13 protein-coding genes are annotated in these 21223 nt (G+C 70.5%); 8 read left to right on the top strand and 5 right to left on the bottom strand.

Going from position 1 to position 21223, the window contains the following annotated elements; translation table 11 throughout:
- Nucleotides 1-3 precede the first annotated feature (3 nt).
- Complete coding sequence (locus BM345_RS16725) at nt 4-5271, top strand: two-partner secretion domain-containing protein (protein WP_093381265.1); 5268 nt, start codon at nt 4-6, stop codon at nt 5269-5271.
- A gap of 232 nt (nt 5272-5503) precedes the next feature.
- Complete coding sequence (locus BM345_RS16720) at nt 5504-5887, top strand: hypothetical protein (protein WP_093381263.1); 384 nt, start codon at nt 5504-5506, stop codon at nt 5885-5887.
- Here BM345_RS16720 and BM345_RS16715 read toward each other — a convergent pair.
- From BM345_RS16715 to BM345_RS16700, 4 genes are all read right to left on the bottom strand, one after another.
- Nucleotides 5842-6636: a hypothetical protein gene (locus BM345_RS16715; protein WP_093381262.1), complete on the bottom strand. Its 795-nt coding sequence runs from the start codon at nt 6634-6636 to the stop codon at nt 5842-5844. The two genes, BM345_RS16720 and BM345_RS16715, sit on opposite strands and share 46 nt — an antisense overlap.
- Nucleotides 6629-8635 (bottom strand): ATP-binding response regulator, encoded by a 2007-nt coding sequence (locus BM345_RS16710; RefSeq protein ID WP_093381260.1) that lies wholly within the window; start codon nt 8633-8635, stop codon nt 6629-6631. The genes BM345_RS16715 and BM345_RS16710 overlap by 8 nt, the downstream gene beginning before the upstream one ends.
- Entirely contained in the window at nt 8632-9597 is a 966-nt protein-coding gene (locus BM345_RS16705; RefSeq protein WP_254789774.1) for an ABC transporter substrate binding protein, read from the bottom strand. The genes BM345_RS16710 and BM345_RS16705 overlap by 4 nt, the downstream gene beginning before the upstream one ends.
- Nucleotides 9598-9811: 214 nt before the next feature.
- On the bottom strand, nt 9812-11713 hold the full coding sequence (locus BM345_RS16700) for an ATP-binding response regulator (protein WP_093381259.1): 1902 nt from the start codon (nt 11711-11713) through the stop codon (nt 9812-9814).
- A gap of 116 nt (nt 11714-11829) precedes the next feature.
- On the opposite strand from BM345_RS16700, the gene phnD reads away from it, so the two are divergent.
- The 3 genes from phnD to tssK all read left to right on the top strand — a co-directional run bounded on the left by phnD (nt 11830) and on the right by tssK (nt 14804).
- Entirely contained in the window at nt 11830-12900 is a 1071-nt protein-coding gene (gene phnD / locus BM345_RS16695) for a phosphate/phosphite/phosphonate ABC transporter substrate-binding protein (protein WP_175545038.1), read from the top strand.
- Nucleotides 12901-13101: 201 nt separating this feature from the next.
- Nucleotides 13102-13341 (top strand): hypothetical protein, encoded by a 240-nt coding sequence (locus BM345_RS16690; protein ID WP_254789773.1) that lies wholly within the window; start codon nt 13102-13104, stop codon nt 13339-13341.
- Between the two features lie 128 nt (nt 13342-13469).
- Complete coding sequence (tssK, locus tag BM345_RS16685; RefSeq protein ID WP_093381257.1) at nt 13470-14804, top strand: type VI secretion system baseplate subunit TssK; 1335 nt, start codon at nt 13470-13472, stop codon at nt 14802-14804.
- A 25-nt stretch (nt 14805-14829) separates the two neighbouring features.
- On the opposite strand, the gene BM345_RS16680 is transcribed toward tssK, so the two are convergent.
- On the bottom strand, nt 14830-15141 hold the full coding sequence (locus BM345_RS16680) for a hypothetical protein (protein ID WP_093381256.1): 312 nt from the start codon (nt 15139-15141) through the stop codon (nt 14830-14832).
- A gap of 432 nt (nt 15142-15573) precedes the next feature.
- Between BM345_RS16680 and BM345_RS16675 the strand changes: the two genes are divergently transcribed.
- Genes BM345_RS16675 through tagF form a run of 3 tightly spaced genes read left to right on the top strand, consistent with a single transcriptional unit; the run spans nt 15574 to nt 21181 of the window.
- Nucleotides 15574-16905, top strand: a complete 1332-nt coding sequence (locus tag BM345_RS16675) for a DotU family type VI secretion system protein (RefSeq protein ID WP_093381254.1) — start codon at nt 15574-15576, stop codon at nt 16903-16905.
- Complete coding sequence (gene tssM / locus BM345_RS16670; RefSeq protein WP_093381253.1) at nt 16902-20504, top strand: type VI secretion system membrane subunit TssM; 3603 nt, start codon at nt 16902-16904, stop codon at nt 20502-20504. Before BM345_RS16675 ends, tssM begins: the two co-directional genes overlap by 4 nt.
- Nucleotides 20501-21181 (top strand): type VI secretion system-associated protein TagF, encoded by a 681-nt coding sequence (tagF, locus tag BM345_RS16665; protein WP_254789772.1) that lies wholly within the window; start codon nt 20501-20503, stop codon nt 21179-21181. Before tssM ends, tagF begins: the two co-directional genes overlap by 4 nt.
- Nucleotides 21182-21223 lie beyond the last annotated feature (42 nt).

Genomic DNA, 21223 nt, shown 5'->3' with positions numbered 1-21223 from the left:
GCCATGAACCATCTCCATCACCACGCCCGCGCTGCAAAGCGTTGCGCGCGAGGTCTGCGCCTCACGCCCCTGATGCTCAGCATGGTCTGCCTGGGCATGACGCCGGCCCTGGCGCAGCAGCTGCCCACCGGCTTCGCACCGGTGGCGGGCAACGTGTCGCTGGCTGCCAATCCCCCCGCCGGCACGATGAACATCAACCAGGGCTCCGAGCGCGCCATCGCGCAATGGCAGACGTTTTCCATCGGGGCCGGCGGCACGGTGAACGTGGCGCAGCCCAGCCGAGCCAGCGTCCTGCTGAACCGCGTGATGGGCAACGAGCTCTCCACCATCGCGGGCAAGCTCAATGCTAACGGCAACGTCTACCTGGTCAATCCGAACGGCGTGTTGTTCAGCTCGGGCTCGGCGGTGAGTGTTGGCGGCCTGGTGGCTTCCACGCTGAAGCTGAGCAACACCGATGCCTCCTTCATGGCAGGCGGCCAGCTGGTCTTCGAGCGCGACGACGGCAACACTGCCACGGTCATCAACCGCGGCAGCATCAGCACCAACGCCTCAGGCGGCAGCGTGGCGCTGATGGGTGCGCAGGTCATCAACGAGGGCAGCATCAACGTGGCGCGCGGCTCGGCGGGCCTGGTGTCGGCGCGCAAGGTCACGGTGGACTTCGACGGTGACGGCCTGATGCGCTACACCATTCCGGCCGATTCGAAGGCCACGACGGCGCTGGTGGAAAACGCGGCGAGCGGCAGCGTCACGGCCGACGGCGGACGCATCGCCATGCTGGCCGCCTCCACCGCGAAGGCGCAGGTGGTGAACCAGAGCGGCGTGCTGCGGGCGCGCTCGCTCGAATCGCACGACGGCGAGATCGTGCTGGGCGCGGGCCTGGGCACGGCCGCCGACAACCTCAACGGCATGCGCGTGTCCGGCACGGTCGACGCCAGCGGGGGGGCTTCGGGCAACGGCGGGCGGGTGGAGGCGAGCGCGGGCCAGTTGCGGATCGAGGGCGCGGCCATCGACGCGAGTGGCCGCAGCGGCGGCCAGGTGCTCATGTCGGCGCACCGGATGGTGGTGGATGCGAATACGAATGTTGGCGCCAGTGGCAGCGGGCAGGCAGGCACGACCGATGGCCGCTGGACCATCGCCTCCGACCAGGACATCACGGTCAGCAGCAACCCGGCCTATGCACAGGGCGCGCTCACGCCCACGGCGCCGGCGGATGGCGGCAGCACCATCAACGCCGGCGCGCTGGGCCGCACGCTGGACCGATCGACCAGCCTGACGCTGCAGAGCAATGCGACACGCACGGCCTTCGACGACGTCAACGGCTATTCCGCCGGCAACGGCGTGGTCTTCGATTTCGGCGCACAGGTGACCAAGACCGAAGGCCGCGATGCGGGCTTCGCGGTGGACTCCGCGCGCAACATCATCATGGCCACCGGCTCGGGAGTGCGCTCGAGCAGTGGCGCGATCAACGTCGACTTCAACGCCGACGCGAAGGGCAGCGCGCTGCCGGCCGAACTGCCGATCACCCTCAACGGGCAAGGGCCCCGGGCCGCGTCGATCCTCATGCAGCAGGCCAGCATCGAGAGCAACGGCGGCGACATCCGCTTCTTCGGGCAGAGCGACGCGGTCAACGGCCGCGCGGTCGGGGGCGTGCAGTCCAACGGAGACGGCTTCTTCGCCAATGGCATCCAGCTCAACAACAGCCTGGTGTCGGCCTGCGCACAGGGCGTGGCGGCGTGCAGCGGTGGCGGCCAGATCAGCCTGCGAGGGCAGGGGGCCACCGGGGGCCTGCAAAGCGTCGAGGTGCAAGGCGGTGTCGGCGTGGGCATCTACGGCACCACCTTGCGCAGCGGCAGCGGCGCCATCACCCTTGACGGGCGAGGCGGACTGGGCGCCTCGGGCGTGCGCACGGTGGAGTTCGGCCAGGCGGGTCAGCGAAGTGTCATCGAGTCGGGCACGGGCGACGTCCGCATCACCGGCAGCACCCGCGGCTGGAGCGGGAGCGACCCGGTGGTGGTGTTCAGCAGCGACGACGGCGGCGGTGGCTTCAACTCCTTTGGCGGCGGCAGTGGCGTGACCCTGCTCAACACCCGCATCACGACCGGCGGCGGCGTGATGCTGGAGGGCACCGGCGCGGACCTCACCGCGCTGGCGAACAACACGGCTTTCCAGTCGGGGGTGATCGGCGCGGCCTCGGGCAACAGTGCCTCGGTCGGCGCATCGATGGGCGTGCTGATCAACAGCACCGACATCACCGGGGGTGCGGGCCGCCAGATCGGCATTTCGGGCAAGGCGGGCAGCAGCGGCTTCACCGTGTCCCTTTCGCCGACCGAGGAACCCGTGGTCGAACTCGGCACCGCGGCCGCTGCGGGCGTGCAGATCGCCGGCCAGTTCGGCCAGGGCGCGATCTCCACCGAAGGCGGCCGCATCAGCATCCAGGGCCGCAGCGGCAGCGACGTGTCGCTGAGCTACACCGACGATTCCGAAGGCGGGCCGATGACGCTGCTGAGCACGGCCTCCGGCACGGGGCGCGGCGGCACCATCGGCATCGGCGGCCGCAACATCCTGATCGCCAGCAACTTCGACGAGCCCACGCCCGACTTCATCGACGTGAGCGGCGCCACCGGCGGTGGCACGATCTCGGTGCTGGGAAGCGGCATCGCCATCAACCAGAACGCCGGCATGCGGGCCGATACCACCGGCGTCTCGGGCAACGGCGGGAGCATCCGAGTGGTGGCCGACGGTGACCTGCGCAGCTACAACAGCTACAGCGCGCGCGGCGGCGCGCAGGGCGGCAACGGCGGCTTCGTCGAAACCTCGGGCCACAACATCGACCTGAGCGGCATCCGCGTGGATGCGGCGGCGCCGGCCGGCATGGCGGGCACGTGGCTGGTCGATCCCTTCGACATCACCATCCAGGCGGGCGCGGCATCGGGCAGCCTGCCCACCCTGCCCTTTGTTGCCCTGGCCAACTCGGTGATCCAGGACGGCGACATCAACGCGGCCCTCAATGGGGGCACCAGCGTGGCCATCGGCACGGGCGTCATCGACGCCACTTCCCCGCTGGGGACCATCACGATCAACGGCGGCGTGAACATCAACGTCGACAAGGGCAGCAAGGCAGTGAGCTTCCAGCTCGACGCCTCGCGCGACATCAATACCGGCTTCGTGCAGATCCAGTCCAGCACGGTGCCGCTGGACGTGGTGTTCAATGCCGGGCAGTCGGGCGTCACCGGCTCGATCAACTTCAACGGACAGATCCTCAGCAACGGCGGCAACGTGGCGATGACGGCGCTCGGCAACGGCACCTCGTCCTGCGCGATCTGCCTGAACACCGCCACCATCGACACGCGGGTGGGCAGCCTGGACACGAACCCCGGCGGCAATGTCAGCCTCACCGTGCCGGCGCCGGGCAGCAACGTGGCTGCCGGCAACTTCACGACGGCGGCGATCGCGCTCAACACCACCGACATCCTCAGTTCCACCGGCAACGTCGACATCACCGGCTATTCGCAAAATGGCACGGGGGTGCGGCTGGATGGCGCGCTCTTCCTCAGCGAAGGGCAGATCGGTGTCGTCCGGACCAGCACCGGAAACATCACCATCAGCGGCATCGGCGCCTTCTCGAACAACAGCGCCAACGCGCCCGGACACGGTGTCATCATCGACAACGCGCGGGTCGCGTCGGTGAATGGGAACATCGCGGTGCGCGGCCTGCGGCAGGCCGGCGGCACGGCGGGCACGGGCGTCACGCTGCAGAACGGCGCCCAGGTCCTGGCCAGCGGAACGGGGGACATCGAGCTCACGGGCGAGTCGCAGGGCGGCGCTGCCGGACTGCTGACGACCGCCTCCAGCACCAACGGCCAGGGGCAGACCTTTCCCGACACGATCGTCGCCGGCAACCGCAACGTGGTCTTGCGCGCCAGCAACGACGGCAGCGCCGACGCCATCGTGCTGGGCGGCCTGGTAAGTGCCAGCCAGGTACTCAACCTGCGTCCCGGCGGCGTGAACGCCGCCAACGCGCAAGGTGCAGACCGCACCACCGACCCGATCGCCCTGCTGGGCGCCGGCGCACTCGGCTTCGCGATCTCGGCCACCGAGATGTCGCGGCTGACGGCCGGCACGGTGGTGGTAGGCAGCAACACGCATGCGGGCAATATCGACGTGCTGGCGCCCATGGCCAGCACCGTGCCCCTCACGCTGCAGAACGGCGGTGGCGGCAACATCAACCTGGCGTCGCCGGTGTCGGCGCCGCAGCTGGGCCTCATCAGCGGCGGCAACATCACGCAGAGCGCCGGCGCGACCATCACGGCCGGCACGCTGCTCGCGCAGTCCACCGGCGGCAGCGTCATCCTCAACGACCCGGGCAACAACGTCAGCGCGAACACGCTGGGCGGCAGCGCAGCGGGACGCTTCGAATTCGTCAACAGCGGGCCACTGCGGGTGGGGCCGGTGTCGGTCACGGCCTTCGACGCCGCCGGCAACCTGCCGCAGGTGCAGGCCGCCACTTCCATGCTGGCGGACACCCTGCTCATTCGCACCCTGTCGGGTTCGCTCTTCCTGGACACCAGCGTCGGCACGGTCAATGGCGCCGACCTGGTGGCCGCCACCACCTTCCAGAACGCCGGTGGCGGCAGCATCGGCGGCGCGCCCTGGCGCGTGTGGGCCGACACCTGGGTGGGCGAGACGCGCGGCGGCCTGGCGGGCTCGGGTCCGCTGCCCAACTACTACCACTGCGCCTACCTGGGGCTGTGCACGGTGAGCATCACGCCGGGCGACAACCACTTCGTCTACGCGCAGCAGCCCTCGGTGACGGTGAACATCGGCAGCTTCGCGCGCAACGTGGGGCAGCCCAATCCGAACTTCACCTACACGCTGGCCGGCCTGATCCTGGGCGACACCGGCGCGGGCATCACCGGCACCATGGGCACTTCGGCAGGCCTGCAGAGCCCATCGGGCGCCTACCCTGTCTTCGGTACCTTCACCTCGGCCGAGGGCTATGCCATCAACGTGGTGCCGGGCACGCTGCTGGTGGGCAACGTGCTGCCGCAGCCCGCGCGCTTCGTCGACGTGCTGCGCGAGGAACCGACCACCTACGTGTACGACCGCAACATCGGCCAGGCGCCCATCTGCCTGGCCACCGGACCGCTGGAGGGCGACCGGGCGCAGCAGGGCAACGACCTGCTGGCGCGCGAATGGTCGCGCGTGCGCACACGGCCCAACCTCACCAGTTGCGTTGATACAGAGCGTAACAACGGCTGTGCGGATTTCTAAGGGAGCCGCTGGCCCGCCCTCCCATAATCTTCCGTCGCACCTGCCACCTTCCGGTGCGGGCGACAAGGATCAGGGAGAAGAAAGAACATGGCAGACGCGCCACGCGCCTGCGCGCGTCGCGTTCGCCGTCGGCGCCACGCGCTGGTCCTGTGGGACAGGCGGGATCCTGTCTGCGCTGGGCCTCACCGGTGTCGTCCACATCGTGAAGGTCTGCTTGCGCACGGATTTTTCCGTGTACGCGCAGCTGGACCTGGCCGTGCCCGCATCGGTGCTGGCCGTCGGCCTGCTGCTGCTCTGGCACGGGCGCGTGAGCCCGCGCCTGGGCCGGCAACTGGCCGGCGTGCTGGTGGCCACCAGTGGCGCCCTGGGACTGCGCCTGCTGATCGTGCTGCTGGACCAGTCGGCGGGCAGCCTCACCTACCTGCTGGACCATGCCGGCGTTCCCTCGCTGCTGATCCTGGCCTCGCCGGCGGTCCTCGGCGTGGGGCTGCTGCTGGTGTTCGCCGGCATGCAGCGCAACGAGGGGCGGCGCTGCCGCCGGCGCGCGGCCCTTGCCTGGCGCCCCGCGCCTCAGCGGCGCGAGTCCGCCAGCGCGCGGCCGAAGTCGCCGCTGTAGGTCTTGTGGCCCTGGTGCGTGAGCTTCGAGCGCGCATCCACGAAGACCTGCCCGCCGATGGACTGCCAGCGCCGGCAGAAGGCGTAGTCCTCGCTGAGGTAGCGGCCGTTGTCCGGCTCGGCCATCACGTCGAAGAAGCGGTAGTGCGGCGGCGGCACCGGCTCGCCGCGGCGCACTTCGGGGTGGCCGGCCTGGTCGGGCGTGTAGCGCAACTCGGGCATGGCGGTGGCCAGGCGCTCGAACACGCCGCGCGCGATCAGCATGAAGCCGGTGGGCGCGTCCAGCACCTCCATGAAGCCGTCTGCGTCCACCGGCCGGTCGCCCAGCAGGTTGGCCGGGAAGCTCGGGTAGCGCGCCTCGAAGTCCTCGCGCGTGGCGCCCACGGGCAGCGGCTGCGACAGGCCGTGCGCGGGCCAGGCGTCGATCTTGTGCGGGTAGACGCCGGCCACCACATCGCGCCCTGCCAGCAGCAGGCGCAGGGCCGCCTCGGGCTCGAAGCCGATGTCGGCGTCGATCCAGAACAGGTGTGTCCAGCGCGTGTCGGCCATGAACTCGGCCACCAGGCGGTTGCGTGCGCGCGTGACCAGGCTGTCGCCGTCCATGAAGCGGCTCTGCATGGCGAAGCCGTGCCGGTAGGCCAGGTTGACCAGCCCCAGCAGGCTGCGCACATAGCTGCTGGTGAGCACGCCGCCGTAGTTGGGCGTGGCGACGAAGGGGCGGATGTCCTGGAGCGCGCCGATCTCAAGCATGGGCCGGCTGCTGCTGCGCGTGGCGGCGCGTGGAGAGCAGGGCGCGCAGCTTGGCCGGCGCGACCGGCTTGGTGAGGAAGGTGGCGCCCTGCTGGCGCAGGCGCTGCAGCGCGTCCGGCCCGGTGGCGCCGGTCACCAGCACCGCCAGGGCCTGCGGATGCAGGCGCCGCGCGGCCTCGATCACCGCCATGCCATCCTCGTCGCGGGCCAGCTGCAGGTCGCACAGCACCACGTCGAACTGCGCGTCCTCCTCGCCCATGAGCTGGATGGCGGCGGTGCCCGAGACGGTGCAGACCACTTCGCAGCCCCACTGCTGCAACAGCTGCTCGGTGCCGTGCAGGATGACGTCGTCGTCGTCCACCACCAGGCAGCGCAAGCCGGCCAGCGGTGCCATCGGCGGCGGCGGTGCCACCGGCCTCGGCGCCCCCACCGCGCTGGCCACAGGCAGCGTGAGCGAGAAGGTGCTGCCCAGCAGCAATGCGGAGCGCAACTCGATGTGGGTGCCCAGCAGCGTGGCCACGCGGGCGCAGATGGCCAGCCCCAGTCCGAAGCCCTGGCGCCGGTCGCGCTCGGTGTTGGCCACCTGGTAGAACTCCTCGAAGATGCGCTGCTGGTGGATGGGCGCAATGCCGATGCCGTTGTCGCGCACCTCGATGCGCACCGTGCCCGGCGTGCTGCCGCGCCGCGCCGCCACCATCACCGTGCCCTCGGGCGGCGCATGGCGGATCGCGTTGCCGATCAGGTTGCCGATGATGCGCACCAGCATGGCCGCATCGCTGCGCACCGCGCGGCCCTGGGCCTTGAAGATCATGCGCACCCGCGCCTCCGCGGCCTGCGCGGCATGCTGGCCCGCCAGGTGGTCGAACAGCCCTTCCAGCGACACCGTGGCCACCGAGGGCGTGAGCACCTGGGCATCCAGCCGGGAGATCTCCAGCAGGTCGTCCAGCAGCATGCTCATGAACTGGGTGCTCTCCTGTAGCCGCAGCACCGCCGGGCGCTGCGCCGGCGTGGCGCTGGGCAGCAGGCCGTCGATGAACAGGCCCATGGCATGCAGCGGCTGGCGCAGGTCGTGGCTGGCGGCGGCCAGGAAGCGGGCGCGCGAGAGTGCGGCCTGCTCGGCCTCGGCCATGCGCTGCAGCGCCACGGCGGTGGCCTGGCGCACGCGTTCCTCGCTCACCTGCTGGTTGTGCTCCAGCTGCTCGGCCAGGCGGTTGACGTCGTGCGCCAGGCTGGCGAGCTCGTGCGGCCGTCCCGGCCTGCCGCGGTGCGAGGAAGGCGCGGCCTGCACATCGCAGCGCGCATCGAAATGGCCGGCCTCCAGCGCCGCCACGGTGCGCGACACGCGCCGCAGCGGCCGCGCCACGGTGCGCGCCATGTGCCGCACCGAGGCCCAGGCCACCAGGATGGCGATGAGCGCGATGCCGATGCCCGCCACCAGCGAGCGGGTGCGCTCGCGCGCATAGCTGGTGGTGTCGCGGAAGGCCTGCACCAGGCCGATGGGCGTGTCGCCCGCGGCGGTGCTGCCGGCCGGCGAGAAGGCGCTGGCCCGCGAGGCCTCGCGCAGCTGCACCGGCGCGGTGAACACGCGCAGGTTCTCCATGCTGGCCGGACTGGGCCCGCTGCTGACGAACACGCCGGCGCTGTTGCTGATCTCGATGCGCGTGACCTGGCTGTTGCCGCGCAGCGCGGCGTTGGTCACGTTCTGCAGGGCCGACAGGTCGCCGGCATACAGGCTCAGGTCCGACAGTGATGCCACCTGCAGTGCGATGGCCTGCCCCTCGGCGTTGAAGGCGCTTTCCAGCGTGTCGAGGCGGCTGTGCGTGAACCAGGCGGTGAGCGCCAGCGCCGCCGCCGCGCAGGGCACCACGCCCAGGCGCAGCAGGTCGCGCTGCAGGCTGCCGCTGATGACGATCGTGCTGGGCGCCTCCGGCTCCGGCGGCATGGCGTCGATCTGCGTGGCGGTGGGCGGCACCGCGAATCCGGTGGCGGGCGGGGTCATCGCGGCGCGGCCACCCGGTCGCTGAGCTCGCGCTCGTCCGGCAAGCGAAGGCCCAGGCCACGTGCCACGTTCTGGTTCACCCGCACCGAGGCCGGATGGGCGGCTTCCACCATCACGCCAGCCGGCCCGGCGGCCAGTTTCTGCCCCAGGGCCTGCGCCTGCAGTGCCAGCTGCGCCGGGGTGGAGACGGCGGCGGCCAGGCCGCCCGAGCGCACCATGCCTTCGCTCGCGCCGAACACCGGCAGCCCTGCGCCGGCTGCGGCATGCAGCACGGCGAGCGTGGCGGCCTGGTCGTCGCCGATGGAGTCGGGCAGCACCATGAGCGCGTCGCTGCCGGAGATCACGCCGCGCAGCGCGGGTGCGATGGACTTGGTGTCTGGCGCGGTGGACACCTGCAGCGTCCATTGCTTGCCGGCAGCGCGCTCCAGCTCGGCCAGCAGCGGCTCGGACTCGGGCGTGGCCACCACCCCCAGGCGCCGGCGCTGCGGCAGCGCCGCGTCGATCAGGGCAAGCTGGTCGGCCATGGACGGGTCGCGCAGCAGCACGGCCACCCGGCGGCCCTCGCGGCGCATGCCGGGGCTGGCCCTGAGGCTCTCGAACTCCAGCCGGCTGAGCATGGCCAGCAGCAGCGGCTCGCGGCTGTCGCTGTCGATGGCCGAGCGCGCAGCATCGGGGCCGACCGCCACGGTCAGCGCATCACCGGAGCTGCCGCCGCTGCGAAGGCCGCGGGTGCGCACGCCCGCGTTGGCGGCCTGCTCTTCCTGGGCCGGGGCGGCAGGCGCAGCCGCCACTGCCGTGCCGTCGGCAGGCAGGCGAAACACCTGCATCTGCGAACCGGGAGCCTGCGTCTCGCGCAGCTGGCGCACGAACTCGGCACTGGCGGCCCCGTTGTCGCCGGTGAGCACGGTCATGCGGGTGAGCGCGGCCTGCGCCAGTCCGGGCGGCATGACGAGCAGGAGCACTGCGGGCACCATTGCCCGCAGAGCGCTCAACGCCACCCCGGAAAAGTTCAGGAACATAAGTAAAGCAACCCCAAGTCGAGGGTGCTGTCACTGTAGGGAGACGCCTGTGTTCGCGCGACTAGGCAGAGGGCTTATGCCTTGTCCTACAACCTGCCGGCGCGCCCCTCCCTAGGCCGAATGGCCTAGCTCTCGGGAGGGATGGATGCGGACGCTTTCAAGCGCTGACGCGCATCGCGGCCAACTGCGTGGCGATGGCCTGGCGCAACGCGCGCGGCGACACCGGCTTGTAAAGCACCATGATCCCGGCCTGCGCCACCTCGCGCAGCCGGTCGGGCTTGGTCTCGCCGGTGACCAGCAGGCGGGCGGTGCCCGGGCCGATGCCGCGCGGATGGCGCTCCAGCGCGGCCAGCACGTCCAGGCCGTTGTCGCCGCCCTGCAGCAGCAGGTCGCTGAGCACCACCTCGGGCGGCTCGTCCCAGGCGTCGGCCAGGGCCAGGGCCTCGGCGCGCGTCTGCGCCGCGCTTACCTTCGCGCCCCAGCTGGACAGCACCACCTGCAGGCCCTCCAGGATGGTGCGCTCGTCGTCGATCACCAGCACTCGCACGCCCTCGAGGCTGGGCGGGATCTCCAGCGGCGCCGGCATGCTGACGGCATCGGCGGCCGTGCCGGTCGCCAGCGTCTCGGCCGCACGCACCAGCAGGCGCACCCCCGTGCCCCGGCCGGGCACCGAGCGCAGCTCGACCCGCGTGTTCAACAGGGCCGCCAGCCGCTGCACGGTGGACAGCCCCAGGCCCATGCCGCGCGACATCCCCTGCCTGCGCTGCGGGTCGACCTGGAAGAACTCCTCGAACACCCGCTCCTGGTGCTGCGGCGCGATGCCCACGCCGGTGTCCCACACGTCGATGCGGATGGCGCGGCCGCGCCGGCGCGCGCCCACCAGCACCCCGCCCTCGGCCGTGTGGCGCAGCGAGTTGGAGACCAGGTTGTTGAGGATGCGCGAGAGCATCACGTAGTCGCAGCGCACCCAGGCGTCGGTCTTGCGCGCCACCAGGCGCAGGCCCTGCTGCTCGGCCACCGCGCGGAAGTTGCGGCTGATCTCGTCGAACAGGCGGTCCAGCGGGAAGTCCGTCCACTGCGGCTGCAGCACGCCGGCATCGAGCTGCGACAGGTTCAGCAGTTCGGAGAACAGGCGGTCCAGCGAATCCACGCACTCGCGGATGTGGCCGATGCGGGTCAGGCGCACCGGGTCGGTCTCGCCGTTGGCCAGGCCGTCTGAAAAGAGGGTCAGCGCATGCAGCGGCTGGCGCAGGTCGTGGCTGGCCGCGGCCAGCAGGCGCGTCTTGGCCTGGCTGGCCAGTTCCAGCTGCTCGTTCTTGCGCGCGAGCTCGGCGGTGGCCTCGCCGATGCGGCTTTGCAGCAGGCGGCGGCTCTCGGCCAGCGCGCCGGCCGCCTGGTTGAAGCCGGACTGCAGGCGCCGCACCTCGGCCGTGCCGCCCACCTCGACGCTGGCGTTCTCGCCGGCGCCCAGCCGGTCCACCGCCTCGCCCAGGCTGCGGATGGGCGCGCTGATGCGGCGTGCCGCCCACCAGCCGGCCAGCCCCACGCCGACCACACTCGCGCCCAGCACCAGCAGCACGTTGAAATACACCGCCTTGCGCGCGTCGGCCACCGCGTCCAGGCTGATCTCCACCATCACCTCGCCGGCGCGCCGGCCGTCCTCGCCCATCACCGGCGAGAGCACGCGCAGGCCCTCGGTGCGGCGGCGGTCGGAGGTCTCTGCATTGGCGAGGATCTCGCCGTCGTCGGTGCGGATCTGCACCTGCTGCACGTGCGGCTGCGAGGTGCCGGCCAATGCCGTGCGCTGCAGGGCGCGGCGGTCCATCTGCATCAGGGGCGTCTGCGCCAGCGTGGCCACCTGAAGGGCCACGGTCTTGCCGCTGGCGCGCATCAGTTCCGTCACGTTGGACAAATGCTGGCGCGTCAGCACCAGGATGGCGCCCGCAGTGGCCAGCGCCGCCGGCAGCACCGCCAGCAGAACCAGCTGCTGGGCCAGCGACAGCCGGGGCAGCCGGTCCAGCACGCGCTGGGGTCTGCCCTGGAGTTGTCGCGCCGGCATGAGTGGTGGCATCGTCTGTGCAGGGAATCCTGAACTTTGGTTTCTAATTGTGAACTCGCCAGCCTTCATTTGACCACCTGACTTTCGTGGAAGGCGCGGCGCCACCGGGAGTGACGATGCATCTGCGGTTCGTTCTGGTTCCCTTTACCCGTTCGCGGCCGGGCTGGCTGCGCCGTTGCGGTGCCGCGCTGTTGCTGCTGGCGGGCGTGCACCTGCTGGCGGCCGCGCAGTCGCACCAGCCGCCGGCGGGGGTGCAGGAGGGGCCGATCCGCTTCGGCATCCTGCCGCTGGGGGGCGTGTTCGAGTCGCGCAACGACTGGGAGCCGCTGCTGGCCGACCTGGCCCGCACCATCAACCGGCCGGTGAGCGTGCTCTCGGTCAGCTCCTACGACGCGCTGGACCAGGCGATCCGGAAGAACCAGGTGGACATGGCCTTCCTGTCCGGCAGGATGGCGCTGGACGCCGTGACGCAGCACGGCATGACCGTGGTGGCCCAGGTCACTCGCCACGACGGCCTGCCCGGTTACCGCTCGCTGCTGCTGGTGCGCAAGGGCGGGCAGGTGACCACGCTGGAAAGCGTGCTGGGCCAGCCGGAGCGCCTGCGGCTGGCGCGCGGCGAAAGCAAGTCGGTGTCGGGCTTCATCGTGCCGCAGCTGCAGCTCTTTTTGCCCAACCACATCGCGATGGAGACGCGCTTCAAGAGCGAGTTCATCGGCACCCACCAGGCCACGGCGCTGGCGGTCGCCAACGGCGAGGCCGACGTGGCAACCAACAACACCGCCGACCTCGAGCGCTTCAAGCTGCAGTTCCCCTCGGAGTTCGAGCGGCTGATCATCGTCTGGCAGTCCGACCTCATCCCGCACGCGCAGATCGTCATGCGCCGCGAGTACCCGCCCGAGTTCCAGAAGAAGGTGCAGGCCTTCCTCGCCAACTACGGCAGGACGCCCGGCCCGCGCGGCGACCCCGAGCGCGCGGTGCTGAGATCGCTGCACGACCTGGCCGGCTTCCTGCCGGCCGACAACAGTTCGCTGCTGCCCGCGGCCCGGCTCGCGCACCAGCTGGCGCACCAGAGCGCGATGAATTCGCAGTGGGTGAACGAGGAGGCGCGCGCCAGCCGCCTCGCCAAGGTGGACGCGGAATACGCGCAGCAGGCCGCCGTGCTGCGCGGGGCCGCGAGCCCGCCATGAACCCACGGCACATGTAGGCCTGCACTCACCGACGTTTGCCGCGGTCTCCTGCACCGGCGCGCCCAGCGCGTGGCCACACTGCGTGGCATCGGAGCAATTTTCAGGAGACCGAAATGAAGAGCATCATTCTGTGGCTGTGCGGCGTGCCGATCGGCGTGATCATCCTGCTGAAGGTCTTCGGCGTGTTCTGACAACGAGCGCATGCAGAAGCTGGAACCCAATGCACACATCCGCGGCCCGGTGGAGTTTCGCGCCGGCGATGGGCCGCTGGTCAGCATCCCGCAAGGGCCGGTTCAGATCGTGCTGGCCGCCGACAGTGCCGTGATCCACTGGCACGATGGCAACGCGGCGCTGAATGCCGCGATTCCGCTCGCGGACTATCTTGAGCATGTGGAGGAGGGTCGCATCGACGGCCCTTCCGACGCCCCGCCCGGCGCGTAACCCTCGCGCGGCCCTAGTCTCTTCGCACTAGGAATTGCGCGCGCGCTAGGCCGTCCGGCGGATTTTCCCGCCGTGGACTGAACCCGAAACTCCGTGTCTCTGGCACCTTGCCGGAGGACGGAGCGCGGATGAGCTGGCGAACTAAAGTGGTTTGGAGCGAGGGTATGCTTTTGCAGCCCCAGCACCTGCAGCAAAGCGAACGCCACGCGGACCATGCACGCCACCTGTTGCTGCGAAGCACCCGACCTTATGCGTGGGGCTTCGCCGACGTGGAGATCGACAGCGCGGCCCTCGCGCTGGGCAAGCTCGCGCTGACGCGGGCCGTGGGCGTGTTCGGCGACGGCACCCCCTTCGACATGCCTGCGGTGGACCCGCTGCCCGAAGCCCTGGACATTCCAGAAGGCCTGCGCGACGAGGCCATCATGCTTGCGCTGCCGCTGCGCCGCTCGGGCGCGCGCGAGGCCGATGCCGAAGGCTACGAGGACCTGGTGCGCCACCGCGTGCTGGAAGTGGAGGTGCCCGACTCCAACACCGCCGGCGACCGCAGCGCCGTGCTGCAGCTGGGCGCACTGCACACGCGGCTGATGCGTGCCAACGACGCCACCGATGCCTGGACCACGCTGCGCGTGGCGCGCGTCACCGAGCGGCGCGTGGACAACCAGGTGCTGCTCGACCGGCAGGCCGTGCCGCCGCTGCTGGACGTGGCGGCGCACCCGCTGCCGCGCAGCTGGCTGGACGAACTACTGGGCCTCCTGCGCCAGCGCGGCGACGAACTGGCCGGCTCGCTCACCGCGGGCGGCACCGGCGGCGTGGCCGAGATCGCCGACTTCCTGATGCTGCAGACGGTGAACCGCAACGAGGCCGTGTTCGCGCACCTGGCGAAGAGCGCCAACCTGCATCCGCAGCATTTCTTCGAGCATGCGCTGTCGCTGGCGGGCGACCTGGTCACCTTCCGCGATTCGCGTCGCACCACGCGCTTCGGGCCCTACGTTCACGACGACCTGGCGCTGAGCTTCAAGCCGGTGATGGACGACCTGCGCCGCAGCTTCTCGATGGTGATCGACCGCGCCGCCATCCGCATCGAACTGCACGAGCGCAAGAACAACGTGCACGTGGCGGTGGTGAAGGACACGGACCTGCAGCGCAAGGCCACCTTCGTGCTGGCGGCCACGGCGCAGATGCCGGGCGAGTCGCTGCGCGCACGCTTCCCCACGCAGGTCACCATCGGGCCGGTGGAGCGCATCCGCGACCTGGTCACGCTGGCCCTGCCGGGCGTGGCGCTCAACGCCATGCCGGTGGCGCCGCGGCAGATTCCCTTCCATGCCGGCGCCAGCTATTTCGAGCTGGAGACCCGCAGCAGCGACCTGTGGCGGCAGCTGGAGCAGTCCGGCGGCATCGCGATGCACATCGCCGGCGACTTTCCTGGACTGGAGCTCGCCTTCTGGGCGATCAAAAGCCCCTGAGGCGCCACTCCTGCAGGCGCTCAGGTCAGATGGCGCGCACCTGGAATGCGTACAGCAGCCATCCGAACGCAGACACGAGCACCAACGATCCAAGTGCTGCATGAACCATCGTCCTGGCCCGAGGCATCGCCCCGGCGTGGCCGCAAGTGCGCAGCAGAAGGATGCTCCAGAACAAGGGCAAGAGAAGGTAGATGCCCCACGAGGCGGCCCGCAACCAGCCCGGACATGATTCGACGCACATCGGAAGTTGGGCAGTTGCCAGAACAAAGCTCGGGAGAACGATGAAGGCGTAGCCGCACGACAAGCCGACGGCAACGAACACAAGCTTTCTGATCACGGCATGCCGTCGTACGGAAGGACCTTTCCGCCGCCATCGAGCTCGTCACCCACACATCCAGCGCGGCGCATCATGGCGCAGCCCCGCAAGCCCATGCGGGCGCTTGTCTTCTTTCATTTTCTTCTCCCTGTTGAATCCAACGAGCCTCTGCGGACCTGGAGGTCCAGGTGACCGCAATGCTCGTTCGCAATCCTAGTGCCTTCGCCCTAGGCATGGCAGGTCCGGTACTCCGTTAGACGGATTTTCCGGCACGAGGAAGGGCTGGACACTTGCGCCCTCGGTACTTGCCGAAGGACGGGATGCGGATGAAGCGGGCGGACAGAATCGGCATGGGGCGGCGGACGCGATCGACGCATCCTGAGTGCGGCTTCGCTCCTGTTGCGATGGTGCCAACGCTTGTTTCCCGGCGCCAATGAACGGCCCTCGACCACCATGAGCACACCGGACCCCTTCGCCGGCTACGAGTCCGAGCGCACCGTCATCAAGCCCAAGCCGCGCGGAGGTGGCGGCGGCGGCTCGATGCCACCGCCCACCGGCTTCGCGGGCGGCGGTGATGCACCGGGCGCGGACATCGGCGAGATGGGCCTGCTCAATCCGCTGGTGTCGGCCGCGGGCAAGCTGCTGGTGCTCATCGGCAAGCTGCGCAACATGGTGCAGCCGCGCGACGTGGCGGCGCTGCGCGCCTCCACCGCCGAAGCGGTGAACCAGTTCGACGCGCAGGCCCGGCGCGCGGGCATCGGCAACGAGACGGTGCTGGCCGCGCGCTACGTGCTGTGCACCGCGCTGGACGAGGCGGTGTCCAACACGCCCTGGGGCGCGCAGGCCGGATGGAACAAGCAGAGCCTGCTGGTGCAGTTCCACAACGAGACCTGGGGCGGCGAGAAGGTGTTCCAGCTGCTGGCCAAGCTGGCGCAGGACGTGCCTGCGCACCGGCAACTGCTGGAGCTGATCTACAGCGTGCTCGCCCTGGGCTTCGAGGGCCGCTACCGCGTGATCGACAACGGCCGCTCGCAGCTGGACAGCGTGCGCCAGCGCCTGGCCGACCTCATTGGCAAGGACCGGCCGCCGGCCGAGGCCGAGCTGTCGCCGCACTGGCGCGGCCAGGGCGCGGGCAATGTGCGGCTGCGCGACGCGCTGCCGCTGTGGGTGGTGGGCGCGCTCTTCCTGCTGCTGCTGGCGCTGGCCTGGTTCGGGCTGCGGCTGTGGCTCAACAACCGCTCCGACGAGACCTACGCGCAGCTGTCCGCGCTGCGCGTGCCGCAGCTCAACATCGCGCCGCCGGCGGTGGTGCCGGCCAAGGCCCCGCGCCTGGCCAAGTTCCTGGAGCCCGAGGTGAGGCAGGGCCTGGTGACCGTCACCGACGAGGCCGACCGCAGCACGGTGCGCCTGCGCGGCGACAGCTTCTTCGCTTCCGGCAGTGCCGAGCCCATGCCGCAGTCGCTGCCGGTGCTCAAGCGCATCGGCGAGGCGCTGGCCGAGGTCAAGGGCGAGGTGCTCATCACCGGCCACTCGGACAACGTGCCGATCCGCTCGATGCGCTATCCCTCCAATTGGCACCTCTCGGCCGCGCGGGCCAAGTCGGTGCGCGGCGCGCTGTCGACGCAGGTGGAGCCGGCCCGCATGCGCGCCGACGGCAAGGCCGACGCCGAGCCGGTCGCGCCCAACGACACGCCGGCCAACCGCGCGCGAAACCGCCGCGTCGACATCGTGCTGCTGGCGCCGCCCGACAAGGTGGCCGCCGAGCTGGCGGAGGGCAAGCGATGATCCGCAAGCTCATCGTCTTCCTGCTCGTCGCGCTGGCGCTGCTGGCGCTGGGCATCGTGATCTGGTGGGTGGGTCCGCTGGTCAAGATCGGCGAACTCGCGCCGCTGGCCAGCGAGACGGTGCGCGCGGTGCTCATCGGCCTGATCGTGCTGCTCGTCGTGGGCCGCGCCATCTGGCGGCGGCTGCGCACGCGCAAGGCCAGCAGGCAGCTCAACGACACGCTGATGCAGGCGCCTGCCGCGCGGCCCGCCTCGGTGCCGGAGAGCGCCGAGCAGAAGGTGCTGGACACGCGCTTCACCGAGGCGGTGGCCACGCTCAAGCAGATGCGCCTCTCGGCGGCCGGCAAGAAGCCGGGATGGCGCGACTGGCTGTCGCTCTCGGGCGGCAACTATCTGTACGACCTGCCCTGGTACGTTTTCATCGGCGCGCCCGGCGCAGGCAAGACGACAGCGCTGGTGAACTCGGGCCTCTCCTTCCCGCTGGCCGAGAAGTTCGGCCCCGGCGCCATCCGCGGCGTGGGCGGCACGCGCAACTGCGACTGGTGGTTCACCGACGACGCGGTGCTCATCGACACCGCCGGCCGCTACACGACGCAGGACAGCCACCAGAGCGAGGACAAGGGCGCCTGGGATGCCTTCCTGGGCCTGCTCAAGAAGGTGCGGCCGCGCCGCCCGCTCAACGGCGTGTTCCTCAGCATCAGCGTGGGCGACCTGCTCACGCAGGGCCCCGAGGCGCGGGCCACGCTGGCCGCCTCCATCCGCGCGCGCCTGCAGGAGCTGGACGAGAAGCTGGCCACGCGGCTGCCGGTGTACGTGCTGGTCACCAAGGCCGACCTGCTCTACGGCTTCACCGACTACTTCGAGGACCTGGGCAAGGAGCAGCGCGCGCAGGTCTTCGGCTTCACGCTGCCGATGGAAGAGGGCGCCAAGGTGGCGCAGGAGGGCGTCGCCGGCGCCTTCGGGCGCGAGTTCGCGCTGCTTCACCAGCGCCTGAACGACGGGCTTGTCGCCCGCATGCAGCGCGAGACCGACGGCGGGCGGCGCGCCGCCATCTTCGGCTTCCCGGCGCAGTTCGGCGCCATCGGTCCGCTGGTGGCCGACGTGCTCGAGCAGGTCTTCACCGGCTCGCGCTTCGCGCAGCCGCCGTGGGTGCGGGGCGTGTACTTCACCAGCGGCACGCAGGAAGGCAGCCCCATCGACCGCGTGATGGGCAGCATGGCCCGCAGCTTCGGCCTGGAGCGCGCGATGCTGCCTGCGCAGCGGGGCACCGGCCGCAGCTACTTCCTCACGAAGCTGCTGCGCGAGGTGGTGTTCCCCGAGCAGCGCCTGGCCGGCGCCGACGTCAAGCTGGAGCGCCGCCGCCATGCGCTGCGCTTCGCCGCGGTGACGGGCATGCTGCTGCTGACCTGCGCGCTGCTCGCGGCCTGGGGCTGGAGCGCCTGGCGCAACCTGGACTACCTCAAGTCGGTGGAGGCGCGCACCGCGCCGGCCAAGGAGACGCTGGGCGCGCTCAACTCGCGCAGCACGCAGCTGGTGGACGTGGCGCCCATCCTCGCGGGCCTGCGCAACATCTGGCGCACGCCCAAGAACGACGAAGGTGACCCGCCGCTGGCGATGACGCTGGGCCTCTACCAGGGCGACAAGCTCGACGCCGCGGCCATGCTGGCCCACCAGCGTGCGCTGAACGAGGCCTTCCTGCCGCAGGTGGCCAAGCGCATCGAGGACCAGCTGCGCACCGCGCAGAAGGACAACCTCGAATACACCTACGAGGCGCTCAAGACCTACCTGATGCTCAACCAGCCCGAGCATTTCGATGCCGATGCGCTGAAAGCCTGGATCACGCTGGACTGGGCCCGCACGCTGGACCGCGGCGTGCCCGAGGACAAGCGGGGATTGCTGGAAGAGCAGCTGGACGTGCTCATCGCCCAGGGCCCGCCGCGCGTGACCATGAAGATGGACGAGAACCTGGTGCGCAGCGTGCGCGCCCTCTTGGCGAGCTATCCGCTGGAGCAGCGCGTGTTCAGCCGCCTCAAGCGACAGAACGTGGGCAAGGACGTCCCGCCCTTCACCGTGGCCAACGCCGCCGGCCCCTCGGGCCCGCTGGTGTTCGAGCGGGTCAGCGGCAAGCCGCTGACCGAGGGCATTCCCGGTCTGTTCACCTACGACGGCTACCACAAGCGCTTCCAGCGCGAGGTGGTGGTGGTGACGGCGCTGCTCGCACAGGAAGACCCGTGGGTGCTGGGCCAGGACCGCAACCTGGGCGACCGCCTGAAGGACGTGGCGACCATGGACGCGCTCACCGACCGCGTGCGGCGCCTGTACCTGCAGGAGTACGTCAAGCAGTGGGAGGCACTGCTGGGCGACGTGCGGCTGATGCGCGTGCAGGGGCTGGACAAGAACATCGAGATGGCGCGCATCCTCTCGGGCGCCGCCTCGCCGCTGGCCTTGTTCCTGCGCGCCGCGGTGAAGGAGACCACGCTGATCCCGCCCGAGGGCAAGGACGTGGTGAGCAAGGCCACCGACACCGTGCGCAACACGCGCAAGGGGCTGGAGGAACTGCTGGGCAGCGTCACCGGCACCGGCAATGCCAATGCGCTGACGGTGGCGCCGGGCAAGCGCATCGAGAGCATCGTGGACGACCGCTTCGAGCCGCTTCGGCGGCTGGTGAACGCGCCCGCGCCCGGCGCGCCGGCGCCGCTGGACGATGCGCTCAAGCTCTTCAACGAGGTCTACGTCTACCTCACTGCGGTGGACACGGCGGTGAAGTCGCGCTCCTCGCCGCCGCCCGGCGACGTGGCGGGCAAGCTCAAGTCCGACGCGGGCCGCCTGCCCGAGCCGGTGCGCTCCATGGTCGAGAACCTCAGCCAGGCCGGCGCGGCGCAGGCCAGCGTGGCCGAGCGCGGCAACCTCAATCTGGACCTCAAGCCCGTCACCGAGTTCTGCCAGCGCGCCATCGCGGGCCGCTATCCCTTCGTGATGGCCTCCAAGCGCGACGTGCTGCCCGAGGACTTCGGCCAGTTCTTCGGCCCCGGCGGGCTGATGGACGAGTTCTTCCAGAAGCGCCTGGCCGCGCTGGTGGACACCAGCACCCGCCCGTGGAAATACAAGCCGGTGGCCGAGCGGCCCGCCATCACCACGCAAGCGCTGGTGCAGTTCGAGCGCGCGGCGCGCATCAAGGACATCTTCTTCCGCGGCGGCGGCCGTGGCCCGGCCATGCGGCTGGACTTCAGGCCTGTAGAGATGGACGCGAGCATCTCGCAGTTCATCCTCGACGTGGACGGGCAGCTGGTGAAGTACTCGCACGGCCCGGTGGTGCCGATGGCGGTGCAATGGCCCGGCCCCAAGGGCAGCAACCAGGTGCGGCTGCAGGTGAGCCCGCCTTCAGCCAGCGGCCCCTCGGGCAGCACGGCCGACGGGCCCTGGGCGCTGTTCCGCGTGCTGGACGAAGGCCAGCTCGAAGCCGGCGATGCGCCCGAGAAATTCTTCATCACCTTCCAGGTGGGTGCGCGCCGCGCACGCTTCGAGGTCACGACCAACAGCGTGCAGCATCCGATCCGCCTGAAAGAGCTGCAGGAATTCGCCTGCCCGGAGGGACTGTGAGCACCAGCGCCACGGACGTCGAAGACTCGCTGCCCGGCTGGTACGGCAAGCTCCCCGGCATGGGCGACTTCGCGCATCGGCGCCTGCCCGACGAGTTCCGCCATGCCTGGGACCGCTGGCTGCAGGCCGGCCTCGCGCAGCTGCGCGCGCGGCACGAGAACTGGACCGAGCGCTACCTGCAGGCGCCGCTGTGGTGCTTCCTCTTGGGCGACGACGTGATCGGCGACTCGGCCTGGATCGGCGTGATCATGCCCTCGGTGGATTCGGTGGGCCGCTACTTTCCTTTCACCGTGGCGGTGCCGCTGGACTGGGCGCCGACCGAGATCCACGGCCAGGTGCTGGCGCGCGCACAGCTGTGGCTGCGGCAGGCCGCGCAGGCCGCCATCGACGGGCTGGAGCAGGACCTGGACGCGGTGCGCTTCGACGCGCTGCTGTTCAAGGCCTTCGGCCAGCCCTCGCCGGAGCCGCAGGCATCGCTGGGCGAGGAGGACGGTCCGCCCGATCCCAGCGAGACCGCGATGCTGGCGCTGCCGGAGATGGGCTTCTCGCTGTGGTTCACCGACCCCGAGGCCGAAGGCGGGCAGGGCATGGTTGCACACGGCCTGCCGCAGGACGAGCAGTTCGATGCGCTCTTCGGCTTCTGGGCCGGCGCGACGTCCTCGGAGGAGTTGCCATGAGCCCGCGAGCACCCGGATGCGCGCGGACCAGCGCGGCCGCGT

This window comes from Variovorax sp. OV329, assembly GCF_900114785.1.
In the GTDB taxonomy this organism is placed as follows: domain Bacteria; phylum Pseudomonadota; class Gammaproteobacteria; order Burkholderiales; family Burkholderiaceae_C; genus Variovorax.
The sequence above is the reverse complement of the archived record's forward strand: the minus strand, read 5'-3'. Positions and strand labels throughout refer to the sequence as shown.